The sequence below is a fragment of the Stenotrophomonas sp. 01N47 genome (assembly GCF_056399165.1).
Genome location: NZ_JBFTQU010000002.1, coordinates 69,644 through 89,531, shown reverse-complemented (window position 1 = coordinate 89,531; position 19,888 = coordinate 69,644). Strand labels below are relative to the sequence as shown.

The 19,888-nt window shown below is 66.2% G+C and carries 20 protein-coding genes; 11 read left to right on the top strand and 9 right to left on the bottom strand.

The genetic code is table 11. From position 1 onward, the window contains the following. Positions 1-31: 31 nt before the first annotated feature. Complete coding sequence (locus AC1DKR_RS04280; protein WP_032975961.1) at positions 32-787, bottom strand: arginyltransferase; 756 nt, start codon at positions 785-787, stop codon at positions 32-34. Between the two features lie 156 nt (positions 788-943). Between AC1DKR_RS04280 and AC1DKR_RS04275 the strand changes: the two genes are divergently transcribed. Continuing rightward, entirely contained in the window at positions 944-1,507 is a 564-nt protein-coding gene (locus AC1DKR_RS04275; protein WP_478031304.1) for an EF-hand domain-containing protein, read from the top strand. Positions 1,508-1,558: 51 nt separating this feature from the next. Here the strand turns inward: AC1DKR_RS04275 and AC1DKR_RS04270 are convergent, their stop codons facing one another. From AC1DKR_RS04270 to AC1DKR_RS04255, 4 genes are all read right to left on the bottom strand, one after another. After that, positions 1,559-2,776 (bottom strand): RNA polymerase sigma factor, encoded by a 1,218-nt coding sequence (locus tag AC1DKR_RS04270; RefSeq protein WP_478031302.1) that lies wholly within the window; start codon positions 2,774-2,776, stop codon positions 1,559-1,561. 145 nt (positions 2,777-2,921) lie between these two features. After that, positions 2,922-3,431 carry a pathogenicity-like protein gene (locus tag AC1DKR_RS04265; RefSeq protein WP_363730489.1) on the bottom strand — a complete coding sequence of 170 codons (510 nt, stop codon included), beginning with the start codon at positions 3,429-3,431 and terminating at the stop codon, positions 2,922-2,924. Positions 3,432-3,434: 3 nt separating this feature from the next. Next, on the bottom strand, positions 3,435-4,355 hold the full coding sequence (gene tesB, locus AC1DKR_RS04260) for an acyl-CoA thioesterase II (protein ID WP_478031794.1): 921 nt from the start codon (positions 4,353-4,355) through the stop codon (positions 3,435-3,437). Between the two features lie 132 nt (positions 4,356-4,487). Then, positions 4,488-5,264, bottom strand: a complete 777-nt coding sequence (locus AC1DKR_RS04255; protein ID WP_025873858.1) for an enoyl-CoA hydratase/isomerase family protein — start codon at positions 5,262-5,264, stop codon at positions 4,488-4,490. A 35-nt stretch (positions 5,265-5,299) separates the two neighbouring features. On the opposite strand from AC1DKR_RS04255, the gene AC1DKR_RS04250 reads away from it, so the two are divergent. After that, complete coding sequence (locus AC1DKR_RS04250; protein ID WP_223494510.1) at positions 5,300-5,746, top strand: copper chaperone PCu(A)C; 447 nt, start codon at positions 5,300-5,302, stop codon at positions 5,744-5,746. Between the two features lie 53 nt (positions 5,747-5,799). Here AC1DKR_RS04250 and AC1DKR_RS04245 read toward each other — a convergent pair whose 3' ends face one another. The 3 genes from AC1DKR_RS04245 to uvrA form a co-directional block, all read right to left on the bottom strand. Then, positions 5,800-6,525, bottom strand: a complete 726-nt coding sequence (locus tag AC1DKR_RS04245; RefSeq protein WP_313249428.1) for an enolase — start codon at positions 6,523-6,525, stop codon at positions 5,800-5,802. 76 nt (positions 6,526-6,601) lie between these two features. Next, positions 6,602-7,009, bottom strand: coding sequence for an acyl-CoA thioesterase (locus tag AC1DKR_RS04240; protein WP_025873855.1), 408 nt, complete (start codon positions 7,007-7,009; stop codon positions 6,602-6,604). Continuing rightward, positions 7,009-10,005, bottom strand: coding sequence for an excinuclease ABC subunit UvrA (uvrA, locus tag AC1DKR_RS04235; RefSeq protein WP_032975969.1), 2,997 nt, complete (start codon positions 10,003-10,005; stop codon positions 7,009-7,011). Before uvrA ends, AC1DKR_RS04240 begins: the two co-directional genes overlap by 1 nt. A 319-nt stretch (positions 10,006-10,324) precedes the next feature. Between uvrA and rplU the strand changes: the two genes are divergently transcribed. Genes rplU through obgE form a run of 4 tightly spaced genes read left to right on the top strand, consistent with a single transcriptional unit; the run spans position 10,325 to position 12,166 of the window. After that, the gene (gene rplU / locus AC1DKR_RS04230) at positions 10,325-10,642 is read left to right on the top strand and encodes a 50S ribosomal protein L21 (protein WP_004148331.1); all 318 of its coding nucleotides are present in this window, start codon (positions 10,325-10,327) and stop codon (positions 10,640-10,642) included. An 11-nt stretch (positions 10,643-10,653) separates the two neighbouring features. Next, positions 10,654-10,917: a 50S ribosomal protein L27 gene (rpmA, locus tag AC1DKR_RS04225; RefSeq protein WP_089239574.1), complete on the top strand. Its 264-nt coding sequence runs from the start codon at positions 10,654-10,656 to the stop codon at positions 10,915-10,917. A 59-nt stretch (positions 10,918-10,976) separates the two neighbouring features. Next, on the top strand, positions 10,977-11,114 hold the full coding sequence (locus tag AC1DKR_RS04220) for a hypothetical protein (RefSeq protein ID WP_157804331.1): 138 nt from the start codon (positions 10,977-10,979) through the stop codon (positions 11,112-11,114). Continuing rightward, positions 11,111-12,166: a GTPase ObgE gene (obgE, locus tag AC1DKR_RS04215; protein ID WP_025873852.1), complete on the top strand. Its 1,056-nt coding sequence runs from the start codon at positions 11,111-11,113 to the stop codon at positions 12,164-12,166. Before AC1DKR_RS04220 ends, obgE begins: the two co-directional genes overlap by 4 nt. Positions 12,167-12,369: 203 nt before the next feature. On the opposite strand, the gene rpsT is transcribed toward obgE, so the two are convergent. Beyond that, positions 12,370-12,639: a 30S ribosomal protein S20 gene (gene rpsT / locus AC1DKR_RS04210; RefSeq protein ID WP_025873851.1), complete on the bottom strand. Its 270-nt coding sequence runs from the start codon at positions 12,637-12,639 to the stop codon at positions 12,370-12,372. Between the two features lie 116 nt (positions 12,640-12,755). On the opposite strand from rpsT, the gene murJ reads away from it, so the two are divergent. The 5 genes from murJ to ispH all read left to right on the top strand — a co-directional run bounded on the left by murJ (position 12,756) and on the right by ispH (position 19,713). Continuing rightward, complete coding sequence (gene murJ / locus AC1DKR_RS04205; RefSeq protein WP_032951562.1) at positions 12,756-14,360, top strand: murein biosynthesis integral membrane protein MurJ; 1,605 nt, start codon at positions 12,756-12,758, stop codon at positions 14,358-14,360. Between the two features lie 75 nt (positions 14,361-14,435). Beyond that, complete coding sequence (locus AC1DKR_RS04200; protein WP_025873849.1) at positions 14,436-15,383, top strand: bifunctional riboflavin kinase/FAD synthetase; 948 nt, start codon at positions 14,436-14,438, stop codon at positions 15,381-15,383. Next, positions 15,380-18,211 (top strand): isoleucine--tRNA ligase, encoded by a 2,832-nt coding sequence (gene ileS / locus AC1DKR_RS04195; protein WP_478031296.1) that lies wholly within the window; start codon positions 15,380-15,382, stop codon positions 18,209-18,211. Before AC1DKR_RS04200 ends, ileS begins: the two co-directional genes overlap by 4 nt. After that, a complete protein-coding gene (gene lspA, locus AC1DKR_RS04190; protein ID WP_478031293.1) occupies positions 18,211-18,735 on the top strand; it encodes a signal peptidase II in 525 nt (174 codons plus the stop codon). The genes ileS and lspA overlap by 1 nt, the downstream gene beginning before the upstream one ends. Before the next feature lie 27 nt (positions 18,736-18,762). Next, entirely contained in the window at positions 18,763-19,713 is a 951-nt protein-coding gene (ispH, locus tag AC1DKR_RS04185) for a 4-hydroxy-3-methylbut-2-enyl diphosphate reductase (RefSeq protein WP_312107668.1), read from the top strand. The last annotated feature ends 175 nt before the right edge of the window (positions 19,714-19,888 follow it).

Sequence of the window (19,888 nt, the reverse complement as noted above, 5' to 3'; positions counted from 1 at the left end):
ATTGTGCACCTGGCCCGGTGTCAGTGGTTTGTCAGCGTCCGTCCAGTTCGTCATCGAAATCATGCCAGCGGCGGCCATCGTAGGCCTCCAGCGGGCGATAGCGCCGCTTGTAGTCCATCTTCTGGTGCTCACGTATCCAGTAGCCCAGGTACAGGTGCGGCAGGCCTTCGCGGCGGGCCCACTCCAGCTGCTGCAGGATCGCGAACGTGCCCAGCCCGCGCGCGGCATGGGCGGGGTCGAAGAAGGTATAGACCGCCGACAGCCCGTGCTCGGTCACATCGGTTACTGCCACGCCCAGCAGCTGGCTGGGCTGGCCATCGTGGCCGGGCAGACGCATTTCCATGAAGCGCGTGTGCGACCAGCTGCCGATCAGGAACTGTTCGAATTCGTGCGGGCCGTGGTCGTCCATGCCGCCCTTGGCATGACGATGCACCAGGTAGCGGTGGTACAGCTCGAACAGATCCTCGCGTGGCATGGCCGCGGTGATGCGCACTTCCAGATCGGCATTGCGGGCGGCGCAGCGGCGCTGGCTGCGATCCGGGGCGAAGCGGGCCACCGGAATGCGCACGGCGACGCAGGCGTGGCAGTTCGCACAATGCGGGCGATAGACCAGGTCGCCGCTGCGTCGGAAGCCCCAGCTCAGGGCCAGCGGGTACAGCCCGCCGAGGCGACGGTCCTGCGGGTCCAGCACCAGGTCGCGTGCAACCCGGTCCGGCCAGTACCCGCAGGGGTGCTCGCCGGTCTGGAACAGTCGCAGTTCGTCGTCTCTGTCGCCGTGTCTCGCCATGGGCACAGCATAGCTCCAGCCCGTCGCAATGGCGGCGACTGTCCGCCGGATGAATGGAACGGGCGGCTGCGTCAACCGAGGTCGTGGTCAGGCGTTGTTGTCCTCCGAGGGTGAGGTGTTCACCCCGATGCCAATCCCATTCCCAGGAGTGACCCCATGATCCGTACCCCCCTGCTGCTGGCCCTGCTGCTCGGCACCTCCGCGACCGGTATTGCCCTGGCTGCCGACACCCCGGCTGCACCGGCGCAGCGTCCGGCCAAGCTGGATACCAATGGCGACGGCGTCATCGACCGCAGCGAAGCGGCGGCCAACCCGCGCCTGGCCGCAAAGTTCGACGAGCTGGACAAGAACAAGGACGGCAAGCTCTCGCGTGATGAGCTGCCGCGCTGGAAGCATGGCCGCCACGGTGGTCGCGGCGGCGAGCGCTGGGCCAAGCTGGACACGAACAAGGATGGCCGCATCAGCCGTGAGGAAGCCAAGGCCGATCCGCGCCTGGCCGAGCGTTTCGACCAGCTCGACCTCAACAAGGATGGCTACCTGGACAAGGCCGACCGCGAGCTGCGCATGAAGCAGCATCGTGACGCCTGGTTCGCCGTGGCCGATACCAACAAGGATGGCCAGCTGAGCAAGGCTGAGTTCGACGCCGCCAAGGGCCCGATGCATGGTGGCCCGCGCCACGGCGGCCCGCGTGACGGCGCAGCGCCGAAGTCGCAGCGCTGATTTTCAATGCAGTGATCGACGACAACGCCGGCGCACTGCCGGCGTTGTCCGTTACAGGCGCCCGCTGAGCGTCATCGTGTAGGCCAAGGCACCGATGACCACCAGGTTCACCGCCATCATGCCGGTCAGGCCGTACATGGATTCGTACTTCCAGTTGATCCCGTTACGCCCACGCCGGGCTGCATCACGCGCGAGCAGCGGCGCCATGATTCGCCGCAGCGTCACCAGGCACTGGTAGTTGACCACCACCAGGCCCAGTGCCAGCACCAGCAGCTGCGCCCACATCGGCGCCTGCAGCAGCACGGCAAACAGGATGGCCAGGCACCAGCCCAGGCTCGTGCCTGTGCTGAGATTGACGAAGCGGCGGACTTGTACCTGCTCGGCGCCGGTCTCGGCGTACGACAGCAGGAAACGGCCGCCGAGATAGCTGCCGAGCGCGCCACCGACGACACCACCGATGATCGCAGCCCAGCTTGAGGCAGGCAGCATCTGCAGTTGGCCCAGGGTTGCGGTCAGCGAGCCGAGCGCGGTACCGCCGGCAGCGCTGGCGCCACCGAGGCCGAGCTTGCTGCCACCCACGCCGACGCCGGTTCCCAGCAGGATCGCCGCGCTGGCGGTGCCGGGCGCGGCGATCATCACCATCGATACCACCGCCGTTGCGAACGCTGCACTGGGTGCGCTGCTGCGTGCGAATTCGCCGAAGCGCTGCAGCAGGCCCTCGCGTACCTGCGCACGGGCACGTGACAGGCGCTTGCGTACTGCTGCGTCACTGAGCCCGAGCAGGTCAGCGACCTGCTGCGAATGCTGGCCCTCGCGGTAATACAGCAGGAGCACTTCGCGGCTGTCGGCGGGCAGGCCAGAGATGATGTCTTCGGCAGCGATTTCCTCTTCCAGCCGCTGCAGGCGATCAGCCACACCCGGGGTCGGGTCTGCGGCCATGGTCAAGGCCACTTCGGCAGCCTCGCCGCTCAGCGGTCGGCCACGTTGTGCGCGCAGCCAGTCACGGGCGAGGTTGCGGGTGATCTGCCTCAGCCAGGGCAGGAAGCTGCTCGCGCTGCGCAGCTGGTGCAGCTGCTGCCAGCCCTTCACGAACGCTTCCTGGGCGATGTCCTCGCTGGCCTGGCGGTCGCCGGTGATGGCCAGTGCGATGGCGGTGACCGTGTTCTGGCAGGCCAGCACGATGCGGCCATAGGCATGCTGGCAACCGCCGGCCGCCGATGGCAGGTCGCGTTCAAGGGTCTCGTCGATGCTTGCGGCGAAGGTCGTCATGGCGGCGGGCTCCTGCAGGGATTGTGTCCCATGACGGAGGCGCGTGCAGAATGTGACTGACCCTTCCCCAAAGGTAGTGCCGGCCGCTGCCCGGCATCCTCATGGAGCCGCTCGGTATGCTGCGGTTGCCGGCCAGCGGCCGGCACTACTTCGCCGGCTGGATGCGGACCCGCACTTCCTCTTCTTCCGGCGGTGCAGGTGCGGTCGGCTGTGCTTGCTGCGGCTGTGCCTGCGGGGCGGGCACCGGCGCGCTTGGGGCAGGGGCACCGCGATGGCGCAGACCGATCACCAGCGCCACCCCGGCGATCACCACCAGCAGGGCGATGCGGATGCGCCAGGCCCAGCCACGGCCACCGGTGCTTTCCTGCACATCATCGCGGAAAGCGAACTCAGCGGTCGGGTGATCACGACGGGTGGTATCGAGCAGGCGGGCGTCGCGCAGGATTTCGCGCGCACGCGGCTGGTCGTCGGCACGCACGACCCAGACCGCCGGGTAGGCGCCGGCATTGCCCAGGTCGGTATAGCTGAACTGACCCCGGCGACGGGTCTTGTACGAGCGCCCGTTGGTCACCTTCACCTGGATGTCGTGGCTGCGCAGGAGCTCGGCCACGCCTTCCACGGTTTCCACGCGCTGGCTGCTGAAAATCTGACGCATCAGTCAATCCTTGGCCGGCACGGCTGCCGCTGCTGCCTGGTCCGGAACCACGCGGATCAAGCCTTCCTGGGCGGTGCTGGCAACCAGCACGCCATCACGGGTGAAGAACTGGCCGCGGGCCAGGCCGCGCGAATCCTGCGCACTGGGGCTGTCCAGCGAGTACAGCAGCCAATCGTCGGCGCGGAACGGGCGGTGGAACCAGATCGCGTGGTCCAGCGAGGCCATCTGCACGTGCGGATGGTAGTAGCTGATGCCATGCGGGAACGTGGCCGTGCCCAGCAGGTGGAAGTCCGACGCGTAGGCCAGCAGTGCCTGATGCAGCTCGGGAGCATCGCCCACGCGCTCGCTCAGGCGCAGCCAGACCTGGTGGTAGGGCGGGCGCTTGGGCGGGTTCAGTTCATCGCGGGGATACACATGGCGGAACTCGAACGGACCGCCGCGCGACAGCCAGCGCTGCACCTTGATCGGCAGGCGCTCAAGCACCTCCGCCGGCAACGGCCGGTTCGGTTCGATGTCTTCCGGTTGCGGCACTTCGGGCATCTTGTGCTGGTGCTCGGCACCGGATTCGGCCTGCTGGAACGAGGCCGCGCAGAAGAAGATCACCTTGCCGTGCTGGATGGCGGTCACCCGGCGCACCGAGAAGCTGCCGCCGTCGCGGGTGCGATCGACGTCGTAGACGATCGGATGGTCGATGTTGCCGGCACGCAGGAAATAGGCATGCAGCGAGTGCACATGGCGACCATTGTCGACCGTGGCCTGCGCGGCAGCCAGGGCCTGGCCCAGCACCTGTCCGCCGAACACGTACTTGGTGCCGATGTCGCGGCTCTGGCCGCGGAACAGGTTGTCCTCCAGCCGCTCCAGGGTGAGCAGATCGATCAGCTCGGAGACGACGGGTTCGGGCGTGTCGTTCAAGGTGGCGGCCACAGCGATGAAAGAGGGGTCGATTATACCGGTGTAGGCCGGATGCCCCATCTTCGGTAGTGCCGGCTGCTGGCCGGCATCCGCAGGCGTCCCGGAAGGATCGCCAGGGTGCCGGCCAGCGGCCGGCACTACCGTTTACTTGCCGAGACGCGCCGCCAGCGCCTGCAGCGCGTTCTGCGCATCCGGGGCGAACCAGGCCTCGACGAAGCGGTCGAGCTGGATCAGGTCCGGGTGCAGGGCGTCGTGCAGCTCGGCACGGGCGATGGCACGGGTCAGCAGCATCGGCTGCCGCGGCTGCTTCAGCAGGTCCTGCAGCCAGGCCACCGCACGGGCCGCCACCAGTTCGCCATCCACCAGTTCATCGACCAGGCCGATCTGCAGCGCCTGTTCGGCCGGTACCAGCGCGCCGGTGGCCAGCAGCACGCTGGAACGGTGCGCCCCCACCGCACGGCGCAGCAGGCGCTGGATGCCTTCCGGTGCGATCAGGCCGACCTGCACTTCGTTCAGGCCGATGGCATACGGGCGCGCCGGATCGGCACTGCGTGCCATCACCCGGTAGTCGCAGCACAGGGCCAGCACGCAGCCGCCCGCCGGTGCATGGCCGGTGATCGCCGCAACCACAGGAATGCGGCTCTCGGCCAGCGTGCGTACCGCGCCGAAGAACGCGTTCCAGGTGTCCAGCAGCTTGTGCTTGTCATCGCCATGCGAGAGCAGGTGCGGCACGTCCATGCCGCCGGTGAAGATGCGCTCGCTGCCGGACAGCACGATGCCGTGCGCGTCCTCGGCCATCGCCAGTTCGATGGCATGGATCAACTGCCGGCACAGCTCGGTGTCCAGTGCATTGACCGGCGGCCGCGCCAGTCGCAGTTCGCGGATGGGGCCATGGTTGATCACCTCGATGAGCGTCGTCATGCTGCGGGTCTCGTTGCGAAGAAGGAACCTGGGCGATGATAACCAAACCATTCGTTGGCGTACTGTTGGTTCTGTGTGCGGCCGCAGCATCGGCTTCCGCCGCCGAGACGAAGTGCGTCACCGTCGAGCAGGGCTGGGTACGGTTGTTGCCCAACCCGAAGATGGCAATGACTGCCGGTTATGCGGTGATCCGCAACGGCTGCGCCAACGAGGTGGCGATCACCGGTGCACGCAGTGCGACCTTCGGCGATGTGTCGCTGCACGAGACCACGATCGTCGATGGGGTCAGCCGCATGCGTGAGGTCCGGCGCCTGCCATTGGCGCCCGGCGCACGCGCCGTACTCAAGCCCGGTGGCCTGCACCTGATGCTGATGGACGGCTACCGCACCCTGGAGGAGGGGCAGCCTGTGTGGCTGCAGCTGCAGCTGGAAGATGGCACCGAAGTCAGCACGGCGTTGATAGCGCGCAAGGCCGCGCCGTAACGCGGCGCTCGTTCCGCCGGGCCATGCCCGGCGAACGCGCAGCGCGGTGGGGCTTACGACCAGTCGTACGAGAACAGCACCGTGCGGCTTTCCGGCTCGTACAGCATCACGATCGCATCGGCACCGGTTGCACACCAGTTGTAGCCGGCCACTTCTGCCACGGCGAAGAACTTGTTGCCATCGCGGGTGATGATCGCGCACTCGGCATCGTCCGGCGCATGCCGGTCGTCGGCAGCCTCGGTGAACGCCAGTGCGAAGGCGGCCGGAATCTCCGCGGTTTCGATCCAGTTGCCGGTCGAGATCTGCCCACCCAGCACATCGAGGTAGGCCTGCTCGCCGGGCTCGCCGTCGCCATAGCGCGAATAGCTGGCCAGGCGTCCATGCTGCTGGAAGTACGCACGTGCCTTGCTGTAGCTCTCACGCATCTCAGCGATGTGCTCCAGCGCGTCGTTGTCCTGCACCTGGTCGCCGATGAAGTAGCCCTCGTCGCCGAGAAAGCGCATGCGGTTGTCGGCGGTCAATTCAAAAGCGATCCAGTTGGTGCCGGTGAACGCGTTGTGGTGTTCTTCGGTGGCTTCGCCGATGCAGCCTTCATAGGGCTCGATCGGACACAGCAGGGTCGCGGCCTGGCCGGCCAGTTCCGGGCGCAGCACGCCGAGGTCGATCTTCAGCAGCGGCAGCAGATGCTGGCCAAGCCAGGCCTGGTCATCCGGGAACACGTCGGCGGGGAAGGGGACCATGCCGGGCAGCAGGTCGCGCAGTTCAGTCTGGTGGATCATGTCAGTCCTTTGATTGGAACGGTCGCGCCGGGCCATGCCCGGTGGGGAGAGTGCCGGCCAGCGGCCGGCACTGCCTTCAGGTGGATGCGCTGCGGATCGCGTCCGGCAGCGGCGCGCTCTTGCCGGTCTGCGTGTCCATCCAGACCACCACCACGTTGCCGTCCGAATACAGCTTCGACTCGTCCTGCTGGTCGACGATGCGATGGCCGATGGTCACGCTGCTGTTGCCCAGGCGTTCGACGAACAGCTCGACCAGAATGTCGTTGGGCCACACGATCGGCAACCGGTAGTTGACGTTGGTGGCGGCCACCACGGGTGCAATGCGGTCGGTCATCGACACGCCTTCCACGCCCAGCATCCAACGCACGCGCGCCTCTTCCAGGTAGGAGATGTACTTGGCGTTGTTGACGTGGCCCATGCTGTCCATGTCACGCCAGCGCACGCTGATCGGAATGCGGGCCAGGATCTTGTGTTCGCTGCTCATCAGGCGTCCTTCTTCTTCTTGGTGCCGGCCGTGGCGGTCTTGCTGGCCTTGCCGGTGCTCTTGGCGGCGGCTGCCTTCTTCGCCGGCTTCTCGGGCTTCACCTTGCGCGGCGGGCGCGCATCGGGCTTGTTGGCCACGGCGGCGGGCTGGTCCGGTCGCGCAGTAGTGGACGGCAGCATCCGTGCGAGGAACTGGCCGGTGTACGAATCCGGGCACGCGGCCACGTCTTCCGGCGTACCGGTCACCAGGATGGTGCCGCCGCGATGACCGCCTTCCGGACCCAGGTCGACGATCCAGTCCGCGGTCTTGATGACGTCCAGGTTGTGCTCGATCACCACCACCGTGTTGCCCTCGTCGCGCAGCTTGTGCAGCACGCCGAGCAGCGCCTCGATGTCGTGGAAGTGCAGGCCGGTGGTCGGCTCGTCGAGGATGTACAGGGTGCGGCCGGTATCGCGGCGCGACAGTTCCTTGGACAGCTTCACGCGCTGCGCTTCACCACCGGACAGCGTGGTCGCGCTCTGCCCCAGCTTGATGTAGCTCAGGCCGACATCAACCAGGGTCTCCAGCTTGCGGGCGATGGACGGGACCGGTTCGAACAGCTTCAGTGCATCTTCGACGGTCATTTCCAGCACGTCGTTGATGTTGAAGCCCTTGTACAGGATCTCCAGCGTTTCGCGGTTGTAGCGCTTGCCATGGCAGACGTCGCAGGGCACGTACACGTCGGGCAGGAAGTGCATCTCGACCTTGATCAGGCCATCTCCCTGGCAGGCCTCGCAGCGGCCGCCACGCACGTTGAAACTGAAGCGTCCCGGCGAATAGCCGCGCGCACGCGATTCGGGCACCTGTGCGAACAGCTCGCGCAGCGGAGTGAACAAGCCGGTGTAGGTGGCCGGGTTCGAGCGCGGGGTGCGGCCGATCGGCGACTGGTCGATGTCCACCACCTTGTCGAACAGGTCCAGGCCATCGATCTCCTTGTACGGCGCGATCGGGTGCGAGGCGCCGTTGATCTCGTTGGCAGCCAGCGAGAACAGGGTGTCGTTGATCAGGGTTGACTTGCCCGAGCCGGACACGCCGGTCACGCAGGTCAGCAGCCCTGCCGGAATGGCCAGGTCCACGCCCTTCAGGTTGTTGCCGGTGGCGCCACGCAGATGCAGCGTCATCTTCGGGTTCGGCTTGTGCCGGCGCGCCGGGATCTTGATCGCGCGCTTGCCCGACAGGTACTGGCCGGTCAGCGAACGCGGTGCATCAAGGAGGTCCTGCAGGCTGCCCTGGCCGACGATCTCGCCGCCATGCACGCCCGCGCCGGGACCGATGTCCAGCACGTAGTCGGCCAGTCGGATCGCGTCTTCGTCATGCTCGACCACGATCACCGTGTTGCCAAGGTCGCGCAGCCGGGTGAGGGTGCCCAGCAGGCGCTCGTTATCGCGCTGGTGCAGGCCGATGGACGGCTCATCGAGCACGTACATCACGCCCACCAGGCCAGCACCGATCTGGCTGGCCAGACGGATGCGCTGTGCCTCGCCACCGGACAGGGTGTCGGCCTTGCGCTCCAGGGTCAGGTAATCCAGGCCGACGTCGACCAGGAAGCCGAGGCGTTCGCCGATCTCCTTGACGATCTTCGCAGCGATCTCGCCACGCCAGCCCGGCAGGCTGAGTTCGCTGAAGAACTTCAGGGCTTCATCGATCGGCAGCACCACCAGTTCCGGCAGCGGGCGGTCGGCCACGAACACGTTGCGTGCGGCCTTGTTCAGGCGCGCGCCGTTGCACTCGGGGCAGGCATGTTCGCTGATGTACTTGCCCAGCTCTTCCTGCACCGCCGCCGATTCGGTTTCCTTGTAGCGGCGTTCGAGGTTGGGAATGATGCCTTCGAAGCGATGCTTGCGCTGGGTGCGGCCACCGGCCTCGGTGAAATAGGTGAAGGTGATCGCGTCTTCGCCGCTGCCGTACAGCACGGCCTGCTGCACCTTGGCCGGCAGCGAGTTCCACGCAGCGTCGGTGTCGAACTTGTAGTGCTTGGCCAACGAGGCGATCAGCTGGAAGTAATAGGCATTGCGGCGATCCCAGCCACGCACGGCACCGGCCGCCAGCGACAGCTCCGGATGCACCACCACGCGCGAGGGGTCGAAGAACTCGGCCATGCCCAGCCCGTCGCAGCCGGGGCAGGCGCCCATCGGTGCGTTGAACGAGAACAGGCGCGGCTCCAGTTCCGGCAGCGAGTAGTCGCAGACCGGGCAGGAATACTTGGACGAGAACAGGGTAGGGGTCGCAGCGGCATCGTCCAGCGACTGCACCGACGCCATGCCATCACCCAGCTTCAGGGCGGTTTCGAAGCTCTCGGCCAGGCGCTGCTTGATGTCTTCGCGCGGGCGGAAGCGATCGATCACCGCTTCGATGGTGTGCTTCTGGCGCAGCGCCAGCGGCGGCACCGCATCGATTTCGTACAGTTCGCCATCGACGCGCACACGCACGAAACCCTGCGCACGCAGCTGGTCGAACACCTGCGCGTGCTCGCCCTTGCGGTCGCGGATCACCGGTGCCAGCAGCATGTAGCGCTGTTCCGGGTCCAGGGTCAGCATATGGTCGACCATCTGGCTGACCGTCTGCGCTTCCAGGGGATAGCCGTGATCGGGGCAGCGCGGGGTGCCGACACGTGCGTACAGCAGGCGCAGGTAGTCGTAGATCTCGGTGATAGTGCCGACTGTCGAACGCGGGTTGTGCGAGGTCGACTTCTGCTCGATCGAGATCGCCGGGGACAGGCCTTCGATATGGTCCAGGTCCGGCTTTTCCATCACGCTCAGGAACTGCCGCGCATACGCCGACAGGGACTCGACGTAACGCCGCTGGCCCTCGGCATAGATGGTGTCGAACGCCAGCGACGACTTACCCGAACCGGACAGGCCGGTGATCACGATCAGTTTGTCGCGGGGCAGGTCGAGGTCGATGTTCTTGAGGTTGTGCGTCCGCGCGCCGCGGATGCGGATGAAATCCATCGCCATGGGGAATCCGGTTGTGGGGGCGTGGCTGGGCCGCCGGGCCAGCGATAGGGCGGCAATCGGTCAGCCTACCGAGGTGACCAGATGGGGGCAATGGGCGACAATGCCAGCCCGGTGTCTCACCCGGTGAGACCGCCTGTCAGGCAGGGGTCAGATCCCTTTTCACGTGGTGAAAAGGGTTCTGACCCCGTTCCGGCCCGGCCTCCAGAGCCGTTCAGGGGTTGACTTGACCCGTCCCCGGTGGTCCACGTACAATTCCGCTCCTGTCCGCCCTCGACGGCGGCAGTCCATAGACCACAATAACTACAGAGGAAGTCTGGTCATGTACGCAGTACTGGTCACCGGCGGTAAGCAATACCGCGTGGCGCAGGGCGAAAAGCTCCGCATTGAAAAGCTCGAAGTCGAAGTCGGCAGCGAGATCAAGTTCGACAACATCCTGCTGCTCGGCGACAGCGATGGCATCAAGATCGGCGACGCCCTGAGCGGCGCTGCGGTCACCGCCACCGTCCTGTCCCAGGGTCGTGCTGACAAGGTCCGGATCATCAAGTTCCGTCGCCGTAAGCACCACATGAAGCGCCAGGGTCACCGTCAGTACTACACCGAAATCGAGATCACCGGCATTGCCGGTGGCAGCAAGTAAGGAGATAGGTCATGGCACATAAAAAAGGCGTAGGCTCTTCGCGCAACGGTCGCGACTCCAACCCGAAGTACCTCGGCGTCAAGATCTTCGGCGGCCAGGCCATCGAAGCCGGCAACATCATCGTGCGTCAGCGCGGCACCCAGTTCCACCCGGGTTCCGGCGTCGGCCTCGGCCGTGACCACACCCTGTTCGCCCTGACGGACGGCAAGGTGGAGTTCACCGTGAAGGGCCCGAAGAAGCGTCGCACCGTCAGCGTCGTCTCGGTCGAAGCCTGATAAGGCTGCGTCCGGCGCCCATGTCTCGGCATGGCCGTGCTGGATGAAGAGCTCGCTGCATGAAGAGCCCCGCTTCGGCGGGGCTTTTCGTTGGAATCAATGGTAAAACGGGCATCGCCCGGTTGTCGGCCAGCGGCCGGCACTACATCAAGGTGGCGGCGTGCATGCCGCGCCCATCGCAGGCATCGAAACAATGAAACTGGTAGACGAAGCAGAAATCGAAGTGTTCGCCGGCAACGGCGGCAACGGCTGCATTGGCTTCCGTCGCGAGAAGTTCATTCCGCTCGGCGGCCCGGACGGCGGCGACGGCGGTGCGGGCGGCAGCGTGTGGATCCGCGCCGACGAAAACCTGAACACCCTGGTCGACTTCCGCCATGACCGCATCTTCAAGGCGCAGCGCGGCGAGAACGGCATGGGTCGCCAGGCCTACGGCAAGGGCGGCGAAGACATGGTCATCACCGTGCCGGTCGGCACCGTGATCATCAACGTGGCCACCGATGAAATCATCGGTGACCTGACCCAGCATGGCGACCGCCTGCTGGTGGCCAAGGGCGGCCGCGGCGGCCTCGGCAACATGCATTTCAAGAGCTCCACCAACCGCTCGCCGCGCCAGGCGCTGCCGGGTGAGCCGGGTGAGGAGCGCACGCTGAAGCTGGAGTTGAAGCTGCTGGCCGATGTCGGCCTTCTGGGCTTCCCCAATGCCGGCAAGAGCACCCTGATCCGCGCCGTCTCTGCGGCAACGCCGAAGGTGGCCGATTACCCGTTCACCACGCTGTACCCGAACCTGGGTGTGGTGAAGGTGGAAAACTACCGCAGCTTCGTGATCGCCGATATTCCGGGCCTGATCGAAGGTGCTGCCGACGGTGCCGGCCTGGGCGCGCAGTTCCTGCGCCACCTGCAGCGCACCCGCCTGCTGCTGCATCTCGTCGACATTTCGCCGATGGAAGGTGGTGTGGAAGGTGTGTCGCCGGTCGAGCAGGTGCGTGCCATCGAGCGCGAACTGGAAAAGCACGATCCGGAGCTGCTGGCCAAGCCGCGCTGGCTGGTGCTGAACAAGGCCGACCTGATGTTCGAGGACGAGGCCAAGGCCGCTGCCGAGAAGATCGTCGCCGAGCTGGGCTGGAAGGAGCCGTGGTTCCTGGTGTCCGCACTGGGTCGCGAAGGCACCTTCCCGATCATGAGCCGGATCATGGCGTTCTTCGATCGCCAGAAGGAAGACGAGCTCGAGGCGGCACGCAACGCGCAGTAATGCCGTTGTGGTTCCCGCGAAAAACCCGGCTTCGGCCGGGTTTTTTGTTGGCGGCCCAATGGGGTCAGATCCCTTTTCCTGTGGAAAAGGGATCTGACCCCGGGCATCGATAGTGCCGGGCGCCGGATTGCAGGCAACAAAAAACCCGGCCGAAGCCGGGCTTTTGCGTGCTGCCGGAGCCGGGGCTCCAGCAACCAACCGGATCAGGCGGCCTGGAGGGCCTTGATGCGGTCGTTCAGGCGGCTCTTGTGGCGAGCAGCCTTGTTCTTGTGGATCAGGCCACGCGCGCTGAAACGATCCAGGATCGGCTGGGCAACGGCGAAGGCGGCTTGGGCGCCGGCGGCATCGTTGGCGTCCAGCGCCTTGATCACTTTCTTGACAGCGGTGCGCAGCATCGAGCGCTGAGCCACGTTGCGCGCGTTGCGCACGACGGTCTGCTTGGCGCGCTTCTTGGCGGACTTGATATTGGCCACGGTGGTGGTTTCCTGAAAAATCGGTGTTATGGGAACAGCAAGCTAGCTAGTATGATGGCGTAAGAAATGTACGTCAAGTCGATTGTCAAGAGGGACGTTGAGTGAGTTCACCCAAGATGTTGCGGGGCCTGCTGTCGTTCAGCAGCATGACCATGGTCTCGCGGGTTCTCGGCCTGGTCCGGGACCAGGTAGTGACCTCGACCTTCGGCACCAACGCCATCACCGATGCTTTCTGGGTCGCCTTCAGGATACCCAATTTCCTGCGCCGGCTGTTCGCCGAGGGCTCCTTTGCCACCGCATTCGTGCCGGTGTTCACCGAGGTGAAGGAAACCCGCAGCCACGCCGAGCTGCGTGAACTGATGGCCCGCACCGCCGGCACCCTGGGCGGCGTGCTGATGCTGGTCACCGCGCTGGCGCTGATCTTCGCCCCGCAGCTGGCGTCGGTCTTCTCCAGTGGGGTGGACACCGACCCGGCCAAGCAGGGCCTGCTGATAGACCTGTTCCGCCTGACCTTCCCGTTCCTGCTGTTCGTCTCGCTGACGGCCCTGGCCGGCGGTGCGCTGAACAGTTTCCAGCGCTTCGCGATGCCGGCGCTGACGCCGGTCATCCTCAACCTGTGCATGATCGCCGGCGCGCTGTGGCTGGCGCCGCGGCTGGGTGGCACACCGGAAAAGCAGATCCTCGCCCTCGGCTGGGCGGTGCTGGCCGCCGGCCTGCTGCAGCTGCTGTTCCAGCTGCCTTCGTTGAAGGGCATCGACCTGCTGACCCTGCCGCGCTGGGGCTGGAACCATCCGGGCGTGCGCAAGGTGATGACGCTGATGGTGCCGACTCTGTTCGGCTCGTCGGTGGCGCAGATCAACCTGCTGCTGGACACCGTCATCGCCGCCAAGCTGACCGACGGTTCTCAGTCCTGGCTGTCGCTGGCCGATCGCTTCCTGGAGCTGCCGCTGGGCGTGTTCGGCGTGGCCCTGGGCACGGTGATCCTGCCGGCGCTGGCCCGGCACCATGTCAGCACCGATCGCGAAGGCTTCTCGCGCTCGCTGGACTGGGGCCTGCGCATGACCCTGCTGATTTCGGTGCCAGCCATGCTGGGCCTGCTGCTGCTGGCCGAGCCGCTGATCTCCACGATCTTCCAGCATGGGCAGTTCACCGCCTTCGACACCCGCATGACGGCGCTGTCGGTGTACGGCCTGAGCTTCGGCCTGCCGGCGTTCGCGCTGCTGAAGGTGGTGCTGCCGGCGTTCTACGCGCGCCAGGACACCAGGACGCCGGTGCGCGCCGGTGTCGCCGCGCTGGTGGCCAACATGGTGTTCAACTTCGCCCTGCTGGCGGTGCTGTACCAGGTGATGGTGCCCGATGAGCTGAAGGCGCAGGGGGTGATGGCGGCCCTTGGCAAGCAGCCCGGCCTGCACCTGGCGCTGGGCATTGCCAGCGCGCTGTCCAGTTACCTGAACCTGGGGCTGCTCTGGTACTGGCTGGGCAAGACCGATGTCTACCAGCGGCGCCCGGGCTGGGGCGGCTACCTGCTGCGCCTGCTGCTGGCGTGCACGGCGATGGTCGGCGTGCTGCTGGCCCTGCTGTACTGGCTGCCGGGCTTCTCGTCGATGGGCGTGTGGGAACGGATCGGCGCGCTCGGCCTGCTGGTCGGCGGTGGCGGGCTGACCTACCTGCTGGCGATGGTGGCGATGGGCTTCCGTCCGCGCGACCTGCGTGGGCATTGATCGTGGCTCCCGGCGGCTATACTTCAGGGTTACACCATTGAAACGGCGGGCTTCGGCCGGCCGGAACGAGAGTTGATGAGCAGGCTGTTCAGAAGCGTCGAGGGCGGGGAGCTGTTCCCCAACGGAAGCGTGGTCTGCATCGGTGCATTCGACGGCCTCCACCTGGGCCATCGTGCGCTGGTGCGGCACGCGGTCGCGCGTGCGCGCGCCTTGGGGGTGGCTGCGGTGGCGGTGGCCTTCGAGCCCCTGCCACGTGAGTTCTTCGCCCAGGGCACGCCGCCGCCGCGGTTGACCCTGGCACGCAGCAAGGTCGAAATCCTGCACGAACTGGGCGTTGATGCGATCGGCCTGCTGCGCTTCGACGCGGCGATGGCGGCGATGCCCGCCGAAACCTTCGTGCGCCAGCTGCTGGCGCAGCGCCTGAACGCCCGCGAGGTGTGGATCGGGCCGGAGTTCTGTTTCGGCAACCGTCGCCGTGGCGATCTGGCCCTGCTGCAGGCGCTGGGCGCCGAGCTCGGTTTCAGCGCCGGCGAGATCGAAGCGGTCGACCTGCATGGCGATCGCATCTCCAGTACCCGTATCCGCCAGCTGCTGCAGGAAGGCGACTTCGCCCGCGTCGGCGACCTGCTGGGTCGTCCCTACTCGATCAGCGGTCGGGTGGTGCGCGGGCGCCAGCTCGGCCGTACGCTGGGCTTCCCCACCGCCAACCTGCGCTTCCCGAAGACCCCGGCACTGTCGGGCATCTACGCGACCTGGGTGCACGGGGTGTTCGACCAGCCGTGGCCGTCGGTGTCCAGTTTCGGTACCCGGCCGACCGTGGACGGCGTGGAGCCGCTGCTGGAAGCGCACCTGTTCGATTTCCAGGGCGACCTGTACGGGCGCCACATCGAAGTCGAATTCGTTGCCAAGCTGCGTGACGAAGAGAAATTCAACGATCTGGCGGCGCTGACCGACCAGATGCACCGCGACGCCGAACAGGCGCGTGCCATCCTTTCCGAACATAGATTGCGAGCCACTGCGTGAGCCAGGACTACAAGACCACCCTCAACCTGCCGGCCACCGAATTCCCGATGCGCGGCGACCTGCCCAAGCGCGAGCCGGGCATTCTGGCGCGCTGGGAAGAGCAGGGGCTCTACCAGCAGCTGCGCGACAATGCCGCCGGCCGCCCGCTGTTCGTGCTGCATGACGGCCCGCCGTACGCCAATGCGCGCATCCACCTGGGCCATGCGGTCAACAAGATCCTCAAGGACATCATCGTCAAGTCGCGCTACCTGGCCGGATTCGATGCGCCCTATGTGCCGGGCTGGGACTGCCATGGCCTGCCGATCGAAATCGCGGTGGAAAAGAAGTGGGGCAAGGTCGGGGTGAAGCTCGATGCGGTCGCGTTCCGGCAGAAGTGCCGCGAGTTCGCCGAGGAGCAGATCGACATCCAGCGCGCCGACTTCAAGCGCCTGGGCGTCACCGGCGACTGGGACAACCCGTACAAGACCCTGAGCTTCGATTTCGAGGCCAACGAGATCCGCGCGCTGTCCAAGATCGTCGCCAACGGCCACCTGCTGCGCGGCGCCAAGCCGGTGTACTGGTGCTTCGACTGCGGCTCGGCGCTGGCCGAAGCCGAGATCGAATACCAGGAAAAGACCTCGCCGGCGATCGACGTCGCCTACACCGCGCGCGATGCGCAGGCCGTAGCGCAGGCGTTCGGCGTCAGCCTGCCGGCCGACTTCGAAGTGGCCGTGCCGATCTGGACCACCACCCCGTGGACGCTGCCGGCCTCGCTGGCGGTGTCGCTGGGTGCGGACATCCGCTACGTGCTGGCCGAAGGCCCCGCGCACAACGGCAAGCGCCGTTGGCTGGTGCTGGCCGCTGCACTGGCCGAGCGCTCGCTGCAGCGCTATGGCGTGGACGCGGTGGTGCTGCACGGTGAGGCCGAAGGTTCAGCGCTGGAAAACCAGCTGCTGATCCATCCGTTCTACCCGGAGCGCGAGATCCTCGTGCTCAACGGCGAACACGTATCCGACGAGGACGGTACCGGTGCGGTGCACACCGCCCCCGGCCACGGCCAGGAAGACTACGTGGTCAGCCAGAAGTACGGCCTGCTGGACAAGTACAACGCCGGTCAGATCACTCCGATCGACGGCCGTGGCGTCTACCTGGAGTCGACCCCGCCGGCTGGCGAGGTGGTGCTGGCGGGCCAGCACCTGTGGAAGGCGCAGGAGGCGATCGTGCAGGTGCTGCGTGACAGCGGCGCACTGCTGGCCTTCGTCGAGATCCGCCACAGCTACCCGCACTGCTGGCGGCACAAGACGCCGGTGGTGTTCCGCGCCACCCCGCAGTGGTTCATTTCGATGGACAAGGCCAACCTGCGCAACGATGCGCTGGCCGCCATCGACACCGTCGGCTGGTTCCCGACGTGGGGCAAGGCGCGCATCCAGAGCATGGTCGACGGCCGCCCGGACTGGACCATCTCGCGCCAGCGCACCTGGGGCGTGCCGATCGCACTGTTCACCCATCGCCAGACCGGCGAGATCCACCCGCGTTCGGTGGAGCTGATGCAGCAGGTGGCCGACCGCGTCCAAGCCGAAGGCATCGACGTGTGGTATTCGCTGGATGCCGCCGAACTGCTGGGCGCTGAAGCGGCCGACTACGAGAAGGTCACCGACATCCTCGATGTCTGGTTCGACTCGGGCGTGACCCATGAGGCCGTGCTGGCTGCACGTGGCTTCGGCAAGCCGGCCGACCTGTACCTGGAAGGCTCGGACCAGCATCGCGGCTGGTTCCAGTCCTCGCTGCTGACCGGCGTGGCCATCGACAAGCGCGCGCCGTACAAGCAGTGCCTCACCCACGGTTTCACCGTGGACGAGCACGGCCGCAAGATGTCCAAGTCGCTGGGCAACGGCATCGAGCCGCAGGAAATCATGAACAAGCTGGGCGCGGACATCCTGCGCCTGTGGATCGCCTCGGCCGACTACAGCAACGAGATGTCGCTGTCGCAGGAAATCCTCAAGCGCACCGCCGACGCCTACCGTCGCCTGCGCAACACCGCCCGCTTCCTGCTGGGCAACCTCGACGGTTTCGATCCGGCCCAGCACCTGCGCCCGCTCAACGAGATGGTCGCGCTGGACCGCTGGATCGTGCATCGCGCCTGGGAACTGCAGGAGAAGATCAAGGCGGCGTATGACAACTACGACATGGCCGAGATCGTGCAGCTGCTGCTGAACTTCTGCAGCGTGGACCTGGGCTCGCTGTATCTGGACGTGACCAAGGACCGCCTGTACACGATGCCGACCGATTCGGATGGTCGTCGTTCGGCGCAGAGTGCGATGTACCACATCGCCGAAGCGTTCACCCGCTGGGTGGCGCCGATCCTGACCTTCACCGCCGATGAGCTGTGGGGCTACCTGCCGGGCGACCGTGCTGGCCATGTACTGTTCACCACCTGGTACGAGGGCCTGGCACCGCTGCCGGCCGATGCACAGCTCAACGCTGCCGACTTCGACCAGTTGCTGGCCGTGCGCGAACAGGTGGCCAAGGTGCTGGAGCCGATGCGCGCCAATGGTGCGATCGGCGCCGCGCTGGAAGCGGAGATCACCATCGCCGCCAGTGAAGAGCAGGCAGCACGCTGGCAGCCGCTGGCCGATGAACTGCGTTTCCTGTTCATCAGCGGCGACGTGCAGGTGCGCCCGGCGACCACCGACGAGGTGTTCGTCAGCGCCCAGCCGACGCAGAAGTCCAAGTGCGTGCGCTGCTGGCACCACCGTGCCGACGTCGGCAGCAGTGCCGACCACCCGGAACTGTGCGGCCGCTGCGTGACCAACATCGCCGGTGCCGGCGAAGTGCGGAGCTGGTTCTGATGGCCGCCGCGCGTCCTCATCCCAACGCCCTGATCTGGCTGCTGCTGTCGGCAGTCATCATCGGCCTGGACCAGTGGTCGAAGGCCTGGGTGCTGTCGAGCCTGCCGGAGTTCCAGCCCGTGGTGGTCATCGACGGCTTCTGGAACTGGTACCGCACCTACAACACCGGTGCAGCGTTCAGCTTCCTGAGCGATGCCGGTGGCTGGCAGAAGCATTTCTTCACCGTGCTGGCGATCGCCATCAGCGGGCTGATGGCCTGGTGGCTGCGCGCCACCGCCCGTGGCAACTGGAAGGCCGCCGTGCCTTACGCGCTGATAATCGGCGGTGCGATCGGCAACGTGATCGACCGCCAGGTGCATGGCCACGTGGTGGATTTCATCCAGTGGTACGTCGGCGAGCATGTCTGGCCGTCGTTCAACATCGCCGATTCGGCCATCGTGGTGGGTGCCGTAGGCATCGCCCTGTTCGGCCTGTTCGACGGCAAGTCCGCCAAAAAGGCGGATAATGACAACCCGAAACCGTAAGCCGGCCGCTGCCGGGAGACTGAACTGATGGATGTGCTGCTCGCCAACCCGCGTGGTTTCTGTGCCGGTGTCGATCGTGCGATCGAGATCGTCAAGCGCGCGATCGAAACGCTGGGCGCGCCCATCTATGTCCGCCATGAAGTGGTGCACAACCGCTTCGTGGTCGATGACCTGAAGCAGCGCGGCGCGATCTTCGTCGAAGAACTCGACGAAGTACCGGACAACAACACGGTCATCTTCAGTGCCCATGGCGTTTCCCAGGCCGTGCGCCAGGAAGCCGAGCGCCGTGGCCTGAAGGTGTTCGATGCGACCTGTCCGCTGGTGACCAAGGTCCACTTCGAAGTCGCCCGCCACTGCCGTGCCGGCCGTGACGTGGTGCTGATCGGCCATGCCGGTCACCCGGAAGTGGAAGGCACCATGGGCCAGTGGAACCGCGAAGCGGGCACCGGCCAGATCTACCTGGTCGAGGACGTGGAGCAGGTGGCCACGTTGCACATCAACCAGCCGGAAAACTTCGCCTACACCACCCAGACCACGCTGTCGGTGGATGACACGCGCGGCATCATCGATGCGCTGCGCGAGCGCTTTCCGGCGATGCAGGGGCCGAAGAACGACGACATCTGCTACGCCACGCAGAACCGCCAGGACGCCGTGCGCGACCTGGCCAAGCGCTGCGACCTGGTGCTGGTGGTCGGTTCGCCGAACAGCTCCAATTCCAACCGCCTGAGCGAGCTGGCCCGCCGTGAAGGCGTGGAGAGCTACCTGATCGACGGTGCGCACGAGATCGACCCGGCCTGGGTGCTCGGCAAGGAGCATATCGGCGTGACCGCTGGTGCCTCGGCACCGCAGGTGCTGGTCGATGGCGTGCTGGCGCGTCTGGCCGAGCTGGGCGCGTCGGGTGTGGGCGAGCTGGATGGCGAGCCGGAATCGATGGTGTTCGCGCTGCCGAAGGAACTGCGCCTGCGCCTGGTGGACTGACCGACAGCGCTGCTGGTGGGTGCGAACCTTGGTTCGCACTGTCGGCGGTACGTCATCCACGCATGGCGTGGATCTATCCGGTACTGCTCTGCTTTCCAGCAGATCCACGCCATGCGTGGATGCTGTCAGTCTTCGCCAACGCTCCAATGAGGCTTTGCCGCATCTGGTCGATGCG